We start from the raw sequence: 17,399 nt of genomic DNA, 5'->3' as shown, positions 1-17,399 counted from the left end.
AGCGACATGAACAGTTATGTAGAACACGCGCACGGCGCGCATGACGAGCAGCACGATCATCACGACAGCGACAAGCAGACGCTGCTGGGCTTCTGGCTCTACCTGATGACCGACTGCATCCTGTTCGCGACGGCGTTCGCGGCGTATGCCGTGCTTTACCGCAATATCGCGACCGGCCCGGCCGGGCACGAGATTTTCGAGCTGCCCTATGTGGCGATCGAGACGGCCGCGCTGCTGCTCTCGTCCATCACCTACGGCTTCGCGATGATCGCCGGCTACCGCGGCAACAAGTCCGCGGTGCTGGGCTGGCTGGCCGTCACCTTCGTGTGCGGTGCGGTCTTCATCGGCATGGAAGTCAACGAGTTCCACCATCTGATCGCCGAGGGCCACGGCCCGCAGGTGAGTGCCTTCCTGTCCGCCTTCTTCGGGCTGGTCGGTCTGCACGGTCTGCACGTGACCGCCGGCCTGATCTGGATGGCGGTGATGATGATCGAGGTGGCGCGCCGTGGTCTGGGCTCGGTCACCATGCTCCGCCTGAACTGCCTCTCGCTCTTCTGGCACTTCCTCGACATCGTCTGGATCTGCGTCTTCACCGTCGTGTACCTGAAAGGAGCCATGTGATGAGTCACGCACATGAGCAGGCTGCCGGTCACGGCAGCGTCAAGAGTTATGTCATCGGCTTCGTGCTGTCGGTGGTCCTGACGGCGATTCCGTTCTGGATGGTCATGGATGGCGGCTTCGGTCGCCAGGCCACCCTGGCCGGCATCTTCACGCTCGCCATCGTGCAGATCCTGGTGCATCTGAAGTTCTTCCTGCATCTGGACTTCACCAAGGACGGCCGCCTGAACAGCTTCTCCTTCCTCTTCACCGCGCTGATCATCGTGATGCTGGTCGGCCTGTCGATCTGGATCATCACCACAGCTGACGCACTGATGATGCGCTGACGGGATTTGCGGTGAAACTCAAGCGTTACCTGTCCGTCACCAAGCCGGGCATCATCTTCGGCAATCTGATTGCCACGGTCGGCGGCTTCCTGCTGGCCAGCCAGGGGCGGCCGGACTGGCTGCTGCTGGTGGCCACGCTGGCCGGCGTGTCGCTGGTCGTGGCCTCGGGCTGCGCGATCAACAACTGCATCGACCGCGACATCGACGCCCGCATGTCACGCACCCGCAGCCGGGTGATCGTGACCGGCGCGATGAGCGTGCGGGCGGCGCTCGCACATGGTCTCGTGCTGGGCGTGGCGGGCTTTGCCTGCCTCGCCTTGTGGACCTCGGCGCTCACCGTGGCCTGCGTGGCCTTCGGTTTCGCGATCTATGTCGGCGCCTACAGCCTGTGGATGAAGCGCAGTTCGGTGTATGGCACCCTGGTCGGCAGCCTTTCCGGCGCCGTGCCGCCGGTGGCCGGGTATTGCGCGGCCGCCGGTCACTGGGACAGCGGCGCGCTGATCCTGCTGGTGATGTTCTGCCTCTGGCAGATGCCGCACTCCTATGCCATCGCCATTTTCAGGCTGGCTGACTACGAGGCCGCCAACATCCCGGTGCTGCCGGTGGTGCGCGGCATTTCGGCGGCCAAGCGGCAGATCGTGCTCTACATCCTGGCCTTCGCCATGGCCACGCTGATGCTGGCCGCAGGCGGCTACGCCGGGCACGGTTACCTGATCGTCGCCTGCGCCACCAGTCTGTGGTGGCTGCGCATGGCGCTGGCCGGTAAGACTGCGCCGGATGATCGCGTGTGGGCGCGTCAGGTCTTCGTTTTCTCGATCATCACCATCACCGCGCTGAGCGTCAGCATGGCCGTCGACTGGCAGGTGCCGGTCTACACCACTGCCTGGCTCTGAGTCTGCATTCCGGCGGGAGCGCGCCCGTGCGACGGCGGCGCTCCCGTTTTCCCCTGCCACCATCACGACGGCTGCCGGCCAATGCGCTGAATGGCGGACTGAACCGGCGGAGCAGGGCAGGGCCGACATCCGCTCATGGGCATGCCACGCCCGGGACGCAGCGGCTGATCAAGCGCATCGGGCTTGCCTGACTCGGGCTTGTCGCCGCATGCACACCACCGCGTTTCGCAAGCGCGCCCGAGGCCGTTCCGGCTGCGCCGTCGCGCGTGGCACTCAGGCTTCCGTCTCGTTCTCCGCCCCATCCTTCCTGCGCCCGGCATTGCACGCGCGAGTACGTCTCGGCGATCTTCGGATTGACACTAGACGACCGGTCTAATATGAGTTAGTCTGTGTCCGTGTCGAGCCCTGCTCGTCTCCCTCCTGCACCCGGCCGGCATCGTATTTGCCGGTGTTCCAAGAAGAAAAGGATCTCCCATGACCCCGAACGAACAGATTGCAGCCTTGCCCGGGCTGGTTTCCGACATGAAGCAGGCCTGGCTGAAGGCCGGCCCGGCGAGCCCCGCGCTGCGGCGCGACCGGCTGGAGCGCGCGGTGCGCCTGCTGCTGGATCATCGTGCCGAACTCATCGAGGCGGTCAGCGCCGACTTCGGTCATCGCAGTGGCTACCAGACCCTGCTGGCCGACGTGATGAGTTCGGTGGCAGCCCTGCGCCATGCCCAGACGCATCTCGAAGACTGGATGCAGCCTGACGTCCAGGCCGCGCCGGCGCCCGGCATGGAAGCGCGGGTGGAATACCAGGCGCTGGGCGTGGTGGGCATCATCAGCCCGTGGAATTTTCCGCTCAACCTCGCCTTCAGCCCGCTCTCCGGCGTGTTTGCCGCGGGCAACCGGGCACTCATCAAGCCATCCGAACTCACTCCGCGCACGGCCGAACTGCTCGCGAAACTGGTCGCGCAGTATTTCGATCCGATGGAGCTCGGCGTGGTGCTGGGCGACGCTTCGGTCGGCGCCGCCTTCAGCGGCCTGCCGTTCGATCATCTGGTCTTTACCGGCAGCACCACGGTGGGCCGGCATGTGATGCGGGCGGCAGCCGAGCATCTCGTCCCGGTCACGCTGGAGCTGGGCGGCAAGTCGCCGGTCATGGTCGATACCGATGCCGACATTGCCACCGCGGTGGAGCGCACGCTCGCGGTGAAGACCTTCAATGTCGGCCAGATCTGCCTGGCGCCGGATTACGTGCTGCTGCCCGAGTCTGCGGTGGAGGCTTTCGCGAATCACGCCCGGCGCTTTGTCGCCAGCATTTTCCCCGGCATGCAGGACAATCCGGACTACACCTCGATTGTCAGCGATCGTCACTACCAGCGACTGCTGGGCCTGCTGGAGGACGCCCGTGCGAAAGGTGCAACCCTGGTGAGTCTTGCGCCGGCCGGCGAGCCGGACAGTTCGGACGCCACCCGCAAGATGGCACCGGTGCTGGTGCTGGGCGCTCGCGACGACATGAAGGTGATGCAGGAAGAGATCTTCGGACCGATCCTGCCGGTGCTGGCGTATGCCGACCGCCAGGAGGCGCTGGATTACATCAACAGCCATCCGCGTCCGCTGGCCGCGTACTACTTCGGCCCCGATGCGGACCGTCAGCAGGCTTTCGCGCGCCACACCACCAGTGGCGCGCTGGTGGTCAATGACATCATGACGCATGCATCGATCGAGAGCGTGCCCTTCGGCGGCGTCGGCCCGGCCGGCATGGGCGCCTATCATGGCGTATATGGTTTCCGCCGCTTCAGCCACGCCCGCGCAGTGGTCGTGCAGAGCCCGGGCGGTGAATCCAACCTGCGTTTGCGGGCGCCCTACGCGGCCAGTCAGGCCCGTATCGAGGCCATGCTGGGTGCATGAAGCAGGCTGCAACCGGACAGACAGAGGCCGGCGGGGCCGGCAGGGAGCAAATGATGAAATGCGTGCAGTATGAAAGTTTCGGCAAGCCTGCCGAAGTCCTGGCGCTTGCCGAGCGCGCCTTGCCGGCACCCGGGCTTGGCGAGGTCCGCGTACGCGGGCTGATGGCGGCCATCCACAACCATGATCTGCTGACCGTGCGCGGCGTGTATGGTGACAAGCCGCCGCTGCCGGCTCTGGCCGGCAGCGAAGGGCTGGGGATCGTTGATGCGGTGGGTGAGGGCGTGAGCGGTTTCATGCCGGGCCAGCGCGTTGCCGCCTCGTCCGTGCGCGGCACCTGGGCGGAGTATTTCGTGGCGCCGGCTTCGATGCTGATCGCCCTGCCCGACGAGATTCCCGATGAGCTCGCGACTCAGCTGCTCGCCATGCCGCTCTCTGCCTTGATGCTGCTGGAATTCATGGAGGTGAAGCCGGGTCAGTGGGTCGTGCAGAACGCGGCCAGCGGAGCCGTCGGCAAGGCGCTCGCGATGTTGGGCAGGGCGCGCGGCGTGAAGGTCCTGAGCCTGGTCCGGAGTGATGAAAGTGCCGCCGAGCTTCATGCGCTGGGCATCCCCGATGTGCTCTCCACCGCTGCGCTGGACTGGAAGGAGCGCGCACGCGCGCTGATCGGCGACGGCCATGTTGCCGCGGCGGCCGAATCGGTGGGCGGCAAGGCTGCGGCCGATCTGGTCGAGCTGCTGGGCGAGCGCGGTACGCTGGTGGCTTTCGGCAACATGAGCGGCGAGCCGATGGCGATTCCGGCCGGCGCGCTGATCTATCGGCAGGCCACGATCAAAGGCTTCTGGGGCAGCAAGACCAGCCGCGAGATGAGTCGCGAGAACAAGCTGCGGCTGGTCGGCGAGCTGGTCGAACTGGCGCTTGGCGGCGGACTCCGGCTGCCGGTGGAGGCCGTATTCGACCTCGCCGACATCCGTGAGGCCGCGAAAGCCGCGCTGACGCCGGGCCGCAAGGGCAAGGTGCTGCTGCGCACCGGCACGCGCTGAGCAAGCGGCGTCGGCTGCCTCAGGGCAGGGCGTCCACCCGTTCGGGTTTGAGCATGGCGCATTGCAGATAACAGGTGTCAACGACGTCCTGATAGGTATGCACCATGCCATCCGCATGGCACTCGTGGGATTGCGGCAGCTCGACGCCACTTGCGATTTCCTCGAGTACGCGCATCACGATAAGGCGCGCATCCGGCAGCCGGCCACGCAGTTCGGCCACGGCCGAGCGCAGCGCGGCCGCATGGTCTTCGGGGGCGACGCAGGCAATGAAGACCAGCGGTGCGTGAAGATGGGGGCCCAGCTCCCCAAGGGTTTCGACCGGCTGGAAATGCGCCTCGATGTTCTCGCTGTGCAGCACATTCACGAGGACGCGCGCAATGAGCGGCTCTACGGCGCCTTCGCCACCGACGCAGGTGACCAGAACGGTGTGTTCGAGCCGTGCGCGGGGGCGCACGGGCTGCGCGCTGCCGGTCGCGACCAGCACCGAGCCTTTGCCGCTGTTCTTGCGCAGTTTGCGCTTGCGCGACATTTCGTCGGTGAGCGCGTCCATGGCATGGCGCATCCGTTCGCGCTCGCCCTGGGTGATTTCGTGCTCGGTAAAGTCGATATAGGCCAGACGGATCGAGGCCAGCATGACCTGATCGGCATACTGGTGGAGCGGCTTGTCTTTCAGGAAGTGCTTGAGCCCGCGCACCAGTTCGGCGGCGTCGCCCGACAGGGCGCGCTGGTAGAAGCGCTCGGCATGGCTCAGTGCGGAGAGGTCGCCCAGCAGGATCTCGAGGAAGTTCAGCGCCTGCACATGGCGCCCAGCCACCACCAGGCAGAGTGTCAGCGGCGTCGACAGGATGAGGCCGACCGGGCCCCACATGGCACTCCAGAAAATGGCCGAAATCACCACCGAGAGCGGGGACAGCCCGGTGGAGTGACCATACAGCCGCGGCTCGAAGAATTGCGCGATGACGATTTCGACGAAGGCGTAGATGGCGACGGTCTGGATCATCAGCGCCCAGCCGTCCGACATGGCGGCGGCCATCAGCGTGGCGGAGCCCGCCGCGAGCCAGATGCCGATATAGGGGATAAAGCGCGAAACCGCGGTGAGCGCGCCCCAGAAAATGGAGCCGGAGAGGCCTGCCAGACCGAGACCTGCCGCCACCAGTCCACCCACCAGCAGGTTCACCGCGAATTGCGACACGAAGAAGCGTGACAGGCGCTCGGTCGCGTCGGTGATCGCGTGTGTCGTCGCGCGCAGGTTGCCGCCGCTGACCAGCCGGATCAGCCGGTCGCGCAGCGAGTCGTAATCGAGCAGGATGAAGATCAGCACGATCAGCACGATGCCGGCCGTCTCCAGCGGCGGCAGTACGGTTTCCGCCACCCGCGAAAGGATCTCGAAGGGCTTGGGATGGTTGTCCACCTGAACGTGCACCGGCTCGGGCCGATTGACCAGCGTAGCGCTCCCGCTGCCGCCTTCGCCGGGAGCAAGTTTGCTGACCATGCGGTCGGCCTGCCCGACCAGCGTGTTCATCTTGCCCAGTGTGAGCTTGTCGAGCGTCTGCAGCTTGTTGCGGATCGTTGTTTCGTATTTCGGCAGGCTTGCTGCGAGCTTCACGGCCTGGGTGCCCAGCATCAGGCCGGTGGCCGAGACGGTCAGCAAGAGCAGGGCGACCGATACGCTCACCGCCTGCACCTGACCCAGCCCCCACTGACGCAGCCACCGGATCAGCGGGGCGATCAGCAGTGCCAGGAAAACCGCCAGCACGATCGGGATCAGCACATCACGGCCATAGGCCAGCAGGAAGAGCAGGATGGCCGCGCCCACCAGGCGGGCAAGCTGATCGGGTGGTGTATTCAGCGTCTTGTTCGGAAGGCCTGACATGGGAAACCGTGTGGGGGAGCAGAAGGCGGGAGGCCGGCAGAATGCGCCGGGGCCGGGAAACGGGCGAACAGGCACCGCCAGACAATGATGAAGCAATATCGGGCACTACGCGAGATGCACGCACGCGTACGCTGGCAGACGACGCAAAAAAGGCCAGAAACCTCGCTTTGGCTCGGTTGGCTGGCCCGGTCTGCACTGCCTTGGACTAACTTTTGGTGGTGGGGCGGAACCCTGCGCCAAACCTATGTAACTTAGCGCCTTACGACCGCTGCGAACTTCTGCGGAAAGGTGCGGAATCCAGCCCCGACTGCCTTCAATCCTATCAAAGGCCTGACAGGCCTGTCTGGGCCAGCCGCATTGGCTCTTGTTCAGCGGCTTACAGTACAAGCCTTGCTGGCCCCCCTGACCGAAGGCACCCACTTGTACACTCTGGCAGAGCATTTGAGGCAGCAGTTCTTGCCGTCCGGTGCAGTTGTCGCCTCGCAAGATCAACCAGTTACAGCCCCTGCCTTGCTGGGAGCGGTGACTGAACAAGTCACTGTACAAGTCGCGCAGGGGTCAACTGAACAAGTCCCTGCACTTGTTCAGTTGACCCCCATTCAATGGCTGATTGTTGAGCATACCGATACTCCGCGCACGCTCAGCGAACTGCTCAGCATTTCCGGATACAAACAGCGCCCCCACTTCAAGGCCCAGCATCTGGAGCCATTGCTAGCAGGTGGCGTGATCCGCATGACAGTGCCGGACAAGCCCACATCTTCCAAACAGCAGTATGCGCTCACCGATACCGGCGTAAAACTCAAAACCCTGCGTATGCAAGGTAAACCTGCCACCGAACAGGAACCTGAACAATGACATCATCCAGCTCCCTTTTTAATGATTCAGCCAAACCATCCGGTCCGGTGGAATGTTTGGGCCAGACGTTCCCGAGCGAGGACGCGCGCCGCGAGCATTTTTTGAAATTGCTGGCTGAAAATCTCAAAGATCCGGTATTCCGCAAAATCGAAGGCTTCCCGATGACAAAGATTCGGTCACGTTCGTTGAGAATTTTCAAATGACGGAGACGTTGTTCGAGGCCGCGATGGGCGCACGCAATCGCGGTTGCGATGAAATTGCGAGAGAAATTGGGGAGAGCCTCTTGTCCTGGACGTTCAAAGCCGGGCGGTATCAAACAGGCTGGGGAGTTCTTGAGAGGGGGCTTTGTGGCCTCGCTGCATTTGCCGTCAATGGTGGGGATGAAGATATCTCACTACTCAGAACCGCAGTCGTATCCAGATTAACCGGCAAGTCTGCCCCGGAGCAGGAAATCCGCGATCGAACTGCCAGAGACGTCTTGGAGCGTGTCGCGAACCTGTACAGGCGAGGACACTGGTCGTCACGGATTGAAATCGCAATTGCTCAATCCGACCATGCGAAATTGCGCCCTCTTCTTGAAGAAATTGCCGGCCTGCTGTCGCCAGGCATGGCCCACCAGAAGTCGACGATTTGATGTTAGCCGGGAATCAGCAAAAGGACTTCGGCTTCGCGGCGAGCCACCAGCCCAGGCAGCACCTTTCCGCCGCCGAACACCCAGCGCCGCAGTTCCTGGCTCGCAGAAAGCCAGTCTCGCTGGTTGATCCTCCGTCGCAGCGTTGATGTCTGCAGCCGCCCCACGCCGAGGTTGAACGTGAAGTCCACAACGGCCGCGAGCCGCCCCTCCGGCTCAGTGGCCAGCACTGGGCAGAAGCGCAGCGTCGCCGCCAGTGCAGTCTGCAGATCGCGCACCAGATACACCTCGGCTTCTGCCTCCGTGATCGGCGGATGCTTGGGATCACAGAGATGGCCATACCCAATCGTCCAGAAGCCTGCTGGGCAGATATAGGGAACAGCAGTGATCTCGATTCCGCGTTTCACCTTGCGCTCGAATCCCTCAAAGCGCATGGCCAGCTCAATGGCCGCTTTGGGTACCTCGATCACGGCCGCACCCGGTCGAACACGCGCCGTCGCTGAGAAATTTCACGTGCCGCAACTCATGAAGAAAGACGTAGGCGGTCGCCAGACAGACCAGATCGAAGGCCACCATTTCTTGATGGCTGCCGAGAGTTTCTCTATCGGCTTCAGGACGCGGCACATCTTGAGGCCAGGTGGTGTGAACCGAACTTTTCTCTTCGATGATTGATCGAGCTGAATTTGCACGAGACCTGTAATCCATCTCGAAAGCAGCAAGCTCGTCATCGGCGCACAGTATGTCTTCAATGGCCCCGTCAGTGATGCCGGCCAGAATGATCGCTGGAGAGTAGGTCTCGATCGATCTCCAGCCGTTGAAGCCAAGCAGCCAGATTGCTTCGAGTGTCTTGTGGTCAAACTGGATGCGACCCTTGCCGGCCCTGATGTTCACGCCTCGAGCGTCTTCGACTACGCAGACCTTGGGTGCATAGTGATTCCATAGGTCCTCAATTTCTTGTTTTCGCTCGGGCGCGGCGCCTTGCAGCAGAGCTTTAACAGCGACGCCTGCTTCAACCATTGCTGCACCCATTGATCGCTGTTTCCAGCGCGCGCAGGCGATCGACGATGGCATCGAAGGCGGGAGGCTCGCCGATGAACATGCCGGCACCGATCATGCGCTGGAAGTCATCGCGCAACGCGGCTAGTGCGGTGTCTTCCGGAATCAGTTTGAGCTGCCCGGCCAAGCATGCGTCGTAGTTGGCGTAGCTCGCGTTGTAGAAGATCTTCTTGTGTTTGACGACGTCTGCAAGCAGAGCGCGATCGACCACTGCGGCCTGCCCATGTTCAATGTCGGCCAACATCGCCAAGTCGTACCAATGGCGTGACAGACGTTCGGCGCCTGTGCGGAACTCTTCGCGCTGACATTCGACATGCATCAACGTCGCCTTCTCCCAGAAGGTACGTGCTGGGGACAGCACACTGACCGTCGGCTGCGGGAATTCGAGTTCAGCGACATGTTCCGCAATGTCGGGCCGCACCACATGCTCCTCATTCGGCTCGGTGATGTTGCGGCCACCGAACTCGATCAGAACGCTGTTACCGACGTAGTCTCCGGATTTCTCCAGCACGGTCGGGTAGTGCACGCGCAACTGCTCGCCGTCATCGCTGATTTCAAGACGGAATGCGTCGGCGCTGAACTCGGTGGCCAGCATCTTCTGGAAGTGCGGCGCCACTACACCGTGAGCATGGTCGCGCACGAAGGACTTGAGATCCTCGCTGAATTTCTTCAGCCGATTGCGCGAGACCCCTTCGGCAAATGGATCGAAGGTTCCGTCCAGTCCTCGATAGTCGAGGGTGATGTCTACGTCCTCGGAGAAGCGTGCGATGGCTCCGAAAACTTTGGATAGTGAGGTGCCGCCCTTGAAGGCCATCGGAAGTCGATCGGGCATGGTGAACAGAGTCTGTAGCACCCAGCAGACCCATACATCTTTTTCCAGTACAACAGGTGAGCGTGCAAGCTGCGGAGCAAGCGCCCGGTAAATTTGGGACTGCTCCTCTCGTTCGAGATGCAGGAAGGACTCAGGCATGAGCTGCCATCCGCTCGTTTCGGAAGATGGCGTCGCTCATCCACGCAGGCATCGAGCTGGTGGCTGACTTCAGCACCTCGAACTCGCTCGATCCCAGCTTGCGCCGAATCTTCTCGACGAGAGCTGGAGTCACTTCCTTCTTGCCGAGGTACCACATTGCCGCAAGCGCGAGCCCCGCAGGTCGGCCGGCTAGGGCCAGCTTGCGCTGACAGACGTGCTGCAGTCGGATCTCCATCTTGCCCACGCGGATGCGCTTTGACGGGCCCGATGTCACGAATACAGATTGGGTTGGAACCTGAGTGGTCAGTTCGAGCCGACGCGCAGCTTCGGCACCGTGAATCTGGACAACCGCCCCAGTGGTCTTGGCAACGGTCTCGGCCACCTTCAGCGGTTCAGGCATCACCTTGCCGACGAAACGGCTGACCTCAGGACGCACAAAGACGCCGCGCGTCACTCGCTTGATCGACCCTGCCTTGACGAGGCGCGACAGAGTCTGATCGACGGACGCACGCGTGCCGCACTCAAGGAATGCCGTCGGGGTGAAAGGCTCCCCAATCGGCATCGCCTCGATGCGCTCGCGAATCAGCTCGGCGGTCTTGGTCGTCGTGTTCATGTCTGAAAATATATGAGAGTTTCTGACAAGCTGCAAGTGCGACAGCTCGCTGGGGTGAGCGTGTGTCCCCTCTGGCAGCCAATGCTGCAATCCAACCGCTTGATTCGTCCGCGCGTAACTCGTGGATATGTAAGGCTCAGAATTCGGGCCTTTGCGGACTTCGGGCCAGTTCCAGGGAGCGAGGTCGGAGCGAGGAATGGCCAGGAGAGAGTGGAATATGGCCGGGAACGGGCTGGAAGGCTGAGCGGTGCAGTCCGCAGACTTCCGCAGAAACCCCCAAGAACACGCGGGAACCGGCGCGATCGGGCAAGAAAAAACCCCAACCGAGAACGGTTGGGGTTTCATTATTGGTGGAGGCGGGGGGAATCGAACCCCCGTCCGCAAGACTTCCACGACTGGATCTACATACTTAGCCGATCAATTTCAGTTTGACCCTGCGCTTAGCCGGTCGGCAGGCCGACGCAGGGCGAGTCACCTATGTTTTAGCTCCGCACCAAGTAACCCGATGCGGCACGAGTCCCTGTGAATGACGCTGCTGCGGGTTTTACCCCGCCTGACCCAGAGACCAATCAGTGCAGCGGCTTAGGCCTTAAGCGGCCAGAGCGAATTGCTCGTCGTTGGCGAGTATAGATTTCCAGTTTATTTACGAGGTGACTGGTCCTCGGTATGCACCAAGTCGCTTCTTGACCCACGTCGAAGCCAGGTCGCCCCCGGTTCCGTGTCCGATGCCAACGCGCATCGGTCAAACAAGCCGTTCCATTATAGCCGCGAAGGCATGAAAAAACCCGGGCGGACCCGGGTTTCTTTACGCAGCAAGACGCTCGATCAGGGACTGACCGTGATCGTGATCTTGCCCGGTACCGTGCCACCGAGAAAATCGGTGACCTTGTAGCGCAGCACGGCTTCGCCGGTGAACTCAGCTTCCGGCGTGAAGGTCACGATGCCGGTCGGATCGAAATCAACCGTGCCCTTGCCGCTGAGGACGGTGACGTCTTCGAGCATCAGCGGGTTGTTTTCGTTGTCGGTGTCGTTCTTCAGTGCGTCGATCTTGACCGGCTGACCCTTGGTGGTCTTGCCGATGTCGTCCATCGCGACCGGCGGCGCGTTCACCTCACCCAGCACTGTCGGCAGCCACAGCGAGAGCTTGGGCACATAGGTCACCAGCATCAGCACCGCGAACAGGGCGCCGAAGAAAGGCAGCATCGCCTTGGTGACTTCCTCCATCTTGCGCCCGGAGACCGCGCTGGCGACGAACAGCACCGAGCCCACCGGCGGGGTGATCAGACCGATGCCGAGGTTCACCATCATGATCATGCCGAAGTGCACCGGATGGACGCCGAGCGGTTCCACGACCGGATACAGGATCGGCGACATGATCATGATCAGCGGCGCCATGTCCATCAGCGTGCCGAGGATCAGCAGCAGCACGTTGATGGCCAGCAGGATCATGATCGGGTTGTCCGACAGGCCGGTGAAGAAGGCCGAAATGTGCGCCGGAATCGACAGGATGGTCAGCACCTGGCCGAAGGCGGCCGCGAAGCCGATCAGGATCATCACGATGGTGACGGTCTTGACGGTGCGGTGCACCAGGGTCGGCAACTGGCTCCACTTGTAGTCACGGTAGATGAACATCGTGACGAAGAAGGCCCAGACACAGGCGACGGCGGCAGACTCGGTGGCCGTGTAGAGCCCCGAGAGGATGCCGCCCAGGATGATGACCACGGTGAAAAGCCCGGGGATGGCGTCCAGCATCTGCTTGAGTGCCTGCTTGACCGTCAGCACGTCACCCTTGGGGTAGCCGCGGCGGGTGGCAAAGTAGATACACAGGGCCATCAGCGTCACGCACAGCGCCAGGCCCGGCAGGATGCCGGCCAGGAACAGCGCGGGGATCGAGGCCCCGCTGACATACAGCGAGTAGATCACCGCATTGTGGCTGGGCGGAATCAGGATGGCCTGAACCGAGCCGGACGCGGTGACTGCTGCTGCATAAGGGCGCGGGTAACCGTGCTTTTCCATCTGCGGGATCATCACCGAGCCGATCGAGGCGGTATCTGCCACCGAAGAGCCGGAAATGGCACCGAAGAAGGTGGACGCCAGGATGTTGACCAGTGAGAGACCGCCGCGGATGAAGCCCACGAAGATCGAGGCGAAATTCACCAGCCGGGTGGCGATACCGCCCTCTGCCATGATGGCGCCTGCCAGCACGAAGAAGGGAATCGCCAGCAGGCTGAACTTGTTAACCCCATCGCCCATCTTGAGCATGATGGTGGTCATGTAAGACATGTCGCCTGCGAAATAGACCGCACCGAACATCGCGGTGAGCCCCAGCGTATAAGCGACGGGCAAGCCCACTGCAAGCAGCAGGAAGAAGACGCCCATGATGATGACTGCATCCATGCTCAGGCTCCTTCGGCGGGTTTGATGTGATGCTCTTCTTCGCTGCCCGGATTGCCGATCATGACGATCGGGCGTTTGGCCTGGGAGCCGAAGAAGAAGGTTTCGATCACGAACAGCAGCGTGGCGGCGGAGCCGATGGGCAGCGGCAGATAGGTCCAGCTCACCTTGATCTGAGTGAAGTCGGACAGGGTCTGCCCGGTGCTGTTGAAGAAGATGATCCGGTCAGTGGCATACCAGATCACGAACAGCGCAACCAGTGCCATCAGGATGTCGACCAGGCGTGCGCAGGCGAACTGCAGCTTCGGAGGCAGGCGATCGGTCAGCATGGTCACCGCGATGTGCGAGCCGGCGCGATAGGCTGCGGCAGCGCCGACGAAGGTAAAGACAATCATGCACATCAATGCGAGAGGCTCGGGCCAGGAAAGGCCGGCGTTCAGCCACTTGCGGGCGACGACCTGAATCGGGATGACCAGGGTCATGACGACCATGGAGAGGCCGGCAACCCAGATGCAGAGCCAATACACCGCATCCATTGCCTTGCAATAGGTTTCTTTCATTTGATGCTCCGGAACTTCAGGAGTAGGGCCGGCGGACGAACGCCCGCCGGCGTGCCGCGAGAGGGGCTTACTTGACTGCTTCGATGCGCTTGATCAGGTCGGCATAGGCTGCGCCGTACTTGTCACGCACCGGCTGGGTGGCCTTGAAGAAGGCTTGTTTGTCGACGTCGGAGATCAGCGTCACGCCGGCAGCCTTCAGGCGGGCGCTGTCCATGGCGACGCGCTTGTCCCACAGGCGGCGTTGTTCCATCTGGGTTTCCTTGGCCAGCTTCTTGATGAGCGCCTGATCTTCCGGAGAGAGCTTGGCCCACTTGACCTTCGAGTACACGAAGATCTCGGGGATGATCAGGTGGCCGGTCAGGCTGTAGAACTTGTTCACAGAGAAGTGGTTGGCGCTCACATAAGACGGCACGTTGTTTTCAGCACCGTCGACCACGCCGGTCTGCAGCGCGCTGTAGACCTCGCCCCAGCCCATCGAGATGCCGCTGCCGCCCATGGCGTTCATGGTGTCGACGAAGAGCGGGTTGCCCATCATGCGGATCTTCTGGCCCGCGAGGTCAGCCGGCGTACGGATGGCCTTCTTGGCATACAGGTTGCGGGTGCCGCCGTCCATCCAGCCCAGTGCGACCAGGTTGGCGGAGCTGTCGGTAATCTTCTTCAGTAGTTCGTCGCCGATCGGGCCGTCGATGACCTTGCGCATGTGCGCTTCATCACGGAACACGAAGGGCATGTTGAACACGTTCACTTCCGGCACCACGGTGCCGACCGGACCCAGCGAGGTCCGCAGGATGTCGATGCCGCCCGCCTGGGTCTGCTCGATCATGGACTTTTCATCGCCCAGAACGCCGCCGGGGAACATCTTCAGCGTGAAGCGGCCCTTGGATTCGGCTTCGAGCTTCTTGCCCATGCTCTGCATGGCCACCACGTTCGGGTAGCCGTCGGGGTGAACGTCGGCTGCCTTGATTTCCACGGCTGCTACCGGTGCTGCAGCAAAGACTGCGGTGGCCATCAATGCTGCAAGTTTCGAAAGACGCTTCATCGTTTTGTCTCCTGATGAGTGTGGATACATGCGAGTCGTGCCGGGGCCCGACTCCTGCTGCAAGAGCAGGTCCGGGCAGCAGCGCTTCATGCGCCGCCCTTCCCGGGGCCTGCGGACCATAACATCGGCGCCTCCTCGTTACCGATGCCATGCTCTTTCGCCTTGCGCCCTGCCGTTGTCCCACGGCAACAGCGCAAATTCCTGGCTCAGCCGTGCTTCTGGCTGGGGCCTTCAAACAGTCTTCGCCGTGCGTTCCCGAGGTGGAAACGCATCGCCTCGGCGGCGTCCACCGAGGATCCTTTTTCGATGGCGGTCAGGATTTCGCGGTGTTCGATCTGGACCATTTCGCGCCAGACTCGTTCCCGTTCGAGCGAAAGATTCAGTGCGAGCCGCATGCCGACGCGCATCTGCTCGATGATGAGTTCGAGTGCCGTTACAAAGAAAACGTTCTGTGAAGCGCGCGCGGTGGCGAGATGAAATTGCAGGTCATGCTCGACAAAGGCCGCGTTGTCGTCCTGACTGCGCGCGGCTTCCATCGCGTCGAAGCAGCGCCGGATCTCTTCCAGGTCGCGCGGCGTGCGAAGGTCTGCGGCCAGGCCTGCGCCTGCCGACTCCAGCGCGATGCGGAAAGCAAAGCAGCGCTGCACATCGGCAATGCTTTCGATCGGGGCGAAGCGCTTGATGTTGCGGTCCGGCCGCCGCAATACATAGCTGCCCGAGCCGCGGCGCGAAGCAATCAGTCCGTCGAGGCGCAGGCGCGAGAGCGCCTCGCGCACGGTCGGCCGCGACACGCCATAGTGCGTGGCGAGCTCGGCTTCTGTCGGCAGGCGGGCGTTTTCGCTGTACTCCCCGCTCGACATCGATTCGACGATGCCGGCATAAACCGTGTCCACCCGGTTAATGCCAGCGGGTCTGTGCCGCCTGTCTGGCTGCCCATCAACCATTACTTGTCTCCTTTGTTTGCATGCATTTTGCCTTACATCTTTTTCAGGCTGTCAGCCTTTTTTGAACAAGTTGGCAAAAAAGCCAATTTCTTTTGATCTGACAAGGGGTTAGTAGGCGTTTACCCGCGCTGTCATGCCTAGGGTTTGCCCGTATTTGTCTGGCAGAGAGGGGTAAAAAAATACAGGTTTACCATCTTGCTGCCGACGCTTGCGTCAGAGACTCCGCGCTCAGCCGAGCTCGATGTAGTCCTGCTCGGTCAGAAGTCGCCACTGACCCTCGACGCGACCTTCAAGCGGCAGGAAGCGCTGCTTGTAATTCATCTTGTTGCAGTCCCGGATCCAGTAGCCCAGATAGAGATAGGGGCGCCCGATCATGGCGCAGCTGGCAATCTGCCACAGGATGCCATAGGTCCCGAGGCTGGCGCCGGGAATGTCAGGGTCATAGAAGGTGTAGACGCTCGAAAGACCGTCGGCGAGGCAGTCGATCAGGCTGACCATGCGCAGCGTGCCCTGCTCGCGGAATTCGACCAGGCGCGTGTCGACCTGACTGTCGAGCAGGAAGTGCGCGTATTGCTCCCGGTCATCCTGATCCATGCCGCCGCCTTCGTGGCGGCTGTGCTGATAACGCCGGTAGAGATCGAAGTGCTCTTCCGAGAAGCCCAGCTTGCATTCGATGGCATCAAGATGCTTGTGCCGTTTCCAGGCGCGGCGCTGGCTTCGGTTTGGCTGGAACTGCTGAACAGGCAGCCGGACCGGGATGCAGGCCCGGCAGTTGTCGCACCAGGGGCGGTAGGTATAGATGCCACTGCGGCGAAAGCCGTCCCGCACCAGCTGGCTGTAGAGCAGCGTGTCGATGAGATGGGCCGGGGTGGCGACCTGGGAGCGTGCCTGCCGGCCCGCGATGTAGGAGCACTCGTAGGGCGCGGTGGCGTAGAACTGGAGCAGGGAATAGGGCAGGTCGTGCAACCGGGACATCATCGGCTCCAGTCTGCTGCGGCAAAGTCCGGACGCCAGCGGCCGGGTGTGGCGTGCCGCGTCCAGACGGAAAGCCCGGCCACGAAATGGCTGCGGGAGACTTCCACGGCGCCCAGCGAAGCCAGGTGCCCGGTGCTCATCTGGCAATCCAGTATGGCGTAGTTTTCCCGGGCAAGCAGGCGCGCCAGATGGGCAAAGGCTATTTTCGAGGCATCCGTCCGGCGATGGAACATCGACTCCCCGAAGAAGGCGCGGCCAATGGCCATGCCATAGAGACCACCGACCAGTTCGCCGTCCATCCAGGTTTCGACGCTGTGGGCCCAGCCCAGTTCGTGCAGGCGGCAATAGGCCGTCCGCATTTCCTCCACGATCCAGGTGCCGCTCGCGCCGGCCCGCGGGGCGGCACATGCGTCCATGACATCGGCAAATGCCGTGTCGCAGCGTATTTCGTAATGGCCGCGACGCAGGGTCTTGCGCAGCGAAGCGGTGATGCGCTCCTCGCCCGGCACCAGCACCATGCGCGGATCGGGGCTCCACCAGAGGATGGGGTCTTCGGCCGAGAACCAGGGGAATATGCCATGCCGGTACGCGGTGAGGATCCAGTCAGGGCTCAGGCTGCCTCCGGCCGCCAGCAGGCCGTCCGGGTCGCGCAGCGCGCGATGCACGGACGGAAAGTGCGGGGTCTGATCAGGTCGGAGGCAGGGAATCATGCGCTTGGC

At 62.4% G+C, this 17,399-nt stretch carries 19 protein-coding genes and 1 other RNA gene; 8 read left to right on the top strand and 12 right to left on the bottom strand.

The genetic code is table 11. The annotated features are described in order from the left end of the window. The first annotated feature begins 6 nt into the window (after positions 1 to 6). The 5 genes from cyoC to ABDB87_RS03520 all read left to right on the top strand — a co-directional run bounded on the left by cyoC (position 7) and on the right by ABDB87_RS03520 (position 4,770). Complete coding sequence (cyoC, locus tag ABDB87_RS03540; RefSeq protein ID WP_345924169.1) at positions 7 to 621, top strand: cytochrome o ubiquinol oxidase subunit III; 615 nt, start codon at positions 7 to 9, stop codon at positions 619 to 621. Next, a complete protein-coding gene (gene cyoD, locus ABDB87_RS03535; RefSeq protein ID WP_345924167.1) occupies positions 621 to 944 on the top strand; it encodes a cytochrome o ubiquinol oxidase subunit IV in 324 nt (107 codons plus the stop codon). The genes cyoC and cyoD overlap by 1 nt, the downstream gene beginning before the upstream one ends. 11 nt (positions 945 to 955) lie before the next feature. Beyond that, positions 956 to 1,837 carry a heme o synthase gene (gene cyoE, locus ABDB87_RS03530; protein ID WP_345924165.1) on the top strand — a complete coding sequence of 294 codons (882 nt, stop codon included), beginning with the start codon at positions 956 to 958 and terminating at the stop codon, positions 1,835 to 1,837. Between the two features lie 474 nt (positions 1,838 to 2,311). After that, positions 2,312 to 3,730 (top strand): coniferyl aldehyde dehydrogenase, encoded by a 1,419-nt coding sequence (locus ABDB87_RS03525; RefSeq protein ID WP_345924164.1) that lies wholly within the window; start codon positions 2,312 to 2,314, stop codon positions 3,728 to 3,730. Positions 3,731 to 3,792: 62 nt separating this feature from the next. Next, positions 3,793 to 4,770 (top strand): zinc-binding dehydrogenase, encoded by a 978-nt coding sequence (locus tag ABDB87_RS03520; RefSeq protein WP_345924161.1) that lies wholly within the window; start codon positions 3,793 to 3,795, stop codon positions 4,768 to 4,770. 19 nt (positions 4,771 to 4,789) lie between these two features. Here ABDB87_RS03520 and ABDB87_RS03515 read toward each other — a convergent pair whose 3' ends face one another. Further along, positions 4,790 to 6,643 (bottom strand): AI-2E family transporter, encoded by a 1,854-nt coding sequence (locus ABDB87_RS03515; RefSeq protein ID WP_345924159.1) that lies wholly within the window; start codon positions 6,641 to 6,643, stop codon positions 4,790 to 4,792. 420 nt (positions 6,644 to 7,063) lie between these two features. Here ABDB87_RS03515 and ABDB87_RS03510 point away from each other — a divergent pair, with 420 nt between their 5' ends. Genes ABDB87_RS03510 through ABDB87_RS03500 form a run of 3 tightly spaced genes read left to right on the top strand, consistent with a single transcriptional unit; the run spans position 7,064 to position 8,132 of the window. After that, positions 7,064 to 7,498: a Fic family protein gene (locus ABDB87_RS03510; RefSeq protein ID WP_345924158.1), complete on the top strand. Its 435-nt coding sequence runs from the start codon at positions 7,064 to 7,066 to the stop codon at positions 7,496 to 7,498. Then, positions 7,495 to 7,701 (top strand): hypothetical protein, encoded by a 207-nt coding sequence (locus tag ABDB87_RS03505; RefSeq protein WP_345924156.1) that lies wholly within the window; start codon positions 7,495 to 7,497, stop codon positions 7,699 to 7,701. Before ABDB87_RS03510 ends, ABDB87_RS03505 begins: the two co-directional genes overlap by 4 nt. Next, positions 7,698 to 8,132: a hypothetical protein gene (locus ABDB87_RS03500; protein ID WP_345924154.1), complete on the top strand. Its 435-nt coding sequence runs from the start codon at positions 7,698 to 7,700 to the stop codon at positions 8,130 to 8,132. Before ABDB87_RS03505 ends, ABDB87_RS03500 begins: the two co-directional genes overlap by 4 nt. A gap of 2 nt (positions 8,133 to 8,134) precedes the next feature. On the opposite strand, the gene ABDB87_RS03495 is transcribed toward ABDB87_RS03500, so the two are convergent. The 11 genes from ABDB87_RS03495 to aat all read right to left on the bottom strand — a co-directional run bounded on the left by ABDB87_RS03495 (position 8,135) and on the right by aat (position 17,390). Further along, the gene (locus ABDB87_RS03495; protein WP_345924152.1) at positions 8,135 to 8,599 is read right to left on the bottom strand and encodes a lysozyme; all 465 of its coding nucleotides are present in this window, start codon (positions 8,597 to 8,599) and stop codon (positions 8,135 to 8,137) included. After that, entirely contained in the window at positions 8,571 to 9,158 is a 588-nt protein-coding gene (locus tag ABDB87_RS03490) for a hypothetical protein (protein WP_345924150.1), read from the bottom strand. The genes ABDB87_RS03495 and ABDB87_RS03490 overlap by 29 nt, the downstream gene beginning before the upstream one ends. Next, positions 9,139 to 10,155, bottom strand: a complete 1,017-nt coding sequence (locus ABDB87_RS03485; protein ID WP_345924148.1) for a nucleotidyl transferase AbiEii/AbiGii toxin family protein — start codon at positions 10,153 to 10,155, stop codon at positions 9,139 to 9,141. The genes ABDB87_RS03490 and ABDB87_RS03485 overlap by 20 nt, the downstream gene beginning before the upstream one ends. Next, the gene (locus ABDB87_RS03480; protein WP_345924146.1) at positions 10,148 to 10,768 is read right to left on the bottom strand and encodes a DUF6088 family protein; all 621 of its coding nucleotides are present in this window, start codon (positions 10,766 to 10,768) and stop codon (positions 10,148 to 10,150) included. The genes ABDB87_RS03485 and ABDB87_RS03480 overlap by 8 nt, the downstream gene beginning before the upstream one ends. A 348-nt stretch (positions 10,769 to 11,116) precedes the next feature. Continuing rightward, positions 11,117 to 11,480, bottom strand: a transfer-messenger RNA (tmRNA) gene (ssrA, locus tag ABDB87_RS03475). 113 nt (positions 11,481 to 11,593) lie between these two features. Continuing rightward, on the bottom strand, positions 11,594 to 13,165 hold the full coding sequence (locus tag ABDB87_RS03470) for a TRAP transporter large permease subunit (RefSeq protein WP_345924144.1): 1,572 nt from the start codon (positions 13,163 to 13,165) through the stop codon (positions 11,594 to 11,596). 2 nt (positions 13,166 to 13,167) lie between these two features. Continuing rightward, positions 13,168 to 13,722 carry a TRAP transporter small permease gene (locus ABDB87_RS03465; RefSeq protein WP_345924142.1) on the bottom strand — a complete coding sequence of 185 codons (555 nt, stop codon included), beginning with the start codon at positions 13,720 to 13,722 and terminating at the stop codon, positions 13,168 to 13,170. 67 nt (positions 13,723 to 13,789) lie between these two features. Then, a complete protein-coding gene (locus tag ABDB87_RS03460) occupies positions 13,790 to 14,761 on the bottom strand; it encodes a TRAP transporter substrate-binding protein (protein WP_345924140.1) in 972 nt (323 codons plus the stop codon). A gap of 206 nt (positions 14,762 to 14,967) precedes the next feature. Further along, positions 14,968 to 15,654, bottom strand: a complete 687-nt coding sequence (locus tag ABDB87_RS03455; RefSeq protein WP_345924138.1) for a FadR/GntR family transcriptional regulator — start codon at positions 15,652 to 15,654, stop codon at positions 14,968 to 14,970. A gap of 279 nt (positions 15,655 to 15,933) precedes the next feature. After that, complete coding sequence (locus tag ABDB87_RS03450) at positions 15,934 to 16,680, bottom strand: arginyltransferase (protein ID WP_345924684.1); 747 nt, start codon at positions 16,678 to 16,680, stop codon at positions 15,934 to 15,936. After that, on the bottom strand, positions 16,680 to 17,390 hold the full coding sequence (aat, locus tag ABDB87_RS03445) for a leucyl/phenylalanyl-tRNA--protein transferase (protein WP_345924136.1): 711 nt from the start codon (positions 17,388 to 17,390) through the stop codon (positions 16,680 to 16,682). Before aat ends, ABDB87_RS03450 begins: the two co-directional genes overlap by 1 nt. Positions 17,391 to 17,399 lie beyond the last annotated feature (9 nt).

It is taken from the genome of Uliginosibacterium paludis, assembly GCF_039631355.1.
In the GTDB taxonomy this organism is placed as follows: Bacteria; Pseudomonadota; Gammaproteobacteria; order Burkholderiales; family Rhodocyclaceae; genus Uliginosibacterium; species Uliginosibacterium paludis.
This window is presented reverse-complemented; position numbering and strand designations above follow the sequence as displayed.

Bases quoted from the DNA above. Each gene is read 5' to 3' on its own strand.
- aat (WP_345924136.1), bottom strand. From the start codon at position 17,390: ATGATTCCCTGCCTCCGACCTGATCAGACCCCGCACTTTCCGTCCGTG.
- ABDB87_RS03460 (WP_345924140.1), bottom strand. From the start codon at position 14,761: ATGAAGCGTCTTTCGAAACTTGCAGCATTGATGGCCACCGCAGTCTTT.
- ABDB87_RS03490 (WP_345924150.1), bottom strand. From the start codon at position 9,158: ATGGGTGCAGCAATGGTTGAAGCAGGCGTCGCTGTTAAAGCTCTGCTG.
- cyoC (WP_345924169.1), top strand. From the start codon at position 7: ATGAACAGTTATGTAGAACACGCGCACGGCGCGCATGACGAGCAGCAC.
- ABDB87_RS03465 (WP_345924142.1), bottom strand. From the start codon at position 13,722: ATGAAAGAAACCTATTGCAAGGCAATGGATGCGGTGTATTGGCTCTGC.
- ABDB87_RS03480 (WP_345924146.1), bottom strand. From the start codon at position 10,768: ATGAACACGACGACCAAGACCGCCGAGCTGATTCGCGAGCGCATCGAG.
- ABDB87_RS03470 (WP_345924144.1), bottom strand. From the start codon at position 13,165: ATGGATGCAGTCATCATCATGGGCGTCTTCTTCCTGCTGCTTGCAGTG.
- ABDB87_RS03525 (WP_345924164.1), top strand. From the start codon at position 2,312: ATGACCCCGAACGAACAGATTGCAGCCTTGCCCGGGCTGGTTTCCGAC.
- ABDB87_RS03505 (WP_345924156.1), top strand. From the start codon at position 7,495: ATGACATCATCCAGCTCCCTTTTTAATGATTCAGCCAAACCATCCGGT.
- ABDB87_RS03500 (WP_345924154.1), top strand. From the start codon at position 7,698: ATGACGGAGACGTTGTTCGAGGCCGCGATGGGCGCACGCAATCGCGGT.
- ABDB87_RS03450 (WP_345924684.1), bottom strand. From the start codon at position 16,680: ATGTCCCGGTTGCACGACCTGCCCTATTCCCTGCTCCAGTTCTACGCC.
- cyoD (WP_345924167.1), top strand. From the start codon at position 621: ATGAGTCACGCACATGAGCAGGCTGCCGGTCACGGCAGCGTCAAGAGT.
- ABDB87_RS03485 (WP_345924148.1), bottom strand. From the start codon at position 10,155: ATGCCTGAGTCCTTCCTGCATCTCGAACGAGAGGAGCAGTCCCAAATT.
- ABDB87_RS03515 (WP_345924159.1), bottom strand. From the start codon at position 6,643: ATGTCAGGCCTTCCGAACAAGACGCTGAATACACCACCCGATCAGCTT.